Below are 394 nucleotides of genomic sequence, written 5' to 3' on the forward strand. Positions count from 1 at the left end.
CCCGGCGCCTGGCCGCCGCGGGGGCCGAGCGGGCCGGCGTTGAGCGCCTCGGTGACGTCGACCGAGCCGGTGCCGCCGCCGTGGCCGGGGGCCACCGGTCCGCCGGTCGCGCCGGGGAGCCCGGCGCCGTTGGTGCCGCCCTGGCCGCCCGGGCGCGAGGCGCCGGGGGCGTTGGACGCGCCGGAGGGACGCGGGGCGCCCGGCGGGCGCTGTCCGGTGGGCGCGCCGCCGCCGGGGCGGGGCGCGGTGGGGCGCTGCGGCAGGGCAGGGGCCGGGGCGCCCGCGGCGGGCGTGCGGCTCCGGCCGTCGGCCGCCGGGGATCCGCCCTGGCCCGGGGCGCCGCCCTGGGAGGGCGCCGACGGGCCCGGCAGCGCGGGCCGGCCCGGTGCGGCCT

Annotated in this window: 1 pseudogene; it reads right to left on the minus strand. The window is 88.3% G+C overall.

The window, feature by feature from the left end:
- Positions 1-394, minus strand: a pseudogene (locus tag ACOV8S_RS15440) (hypothetical protein); the annotation flags it as partial.

The sequence above is a fragment of the Streptomyces sp. CO7 genome (genome assembly GCF_053474865.1).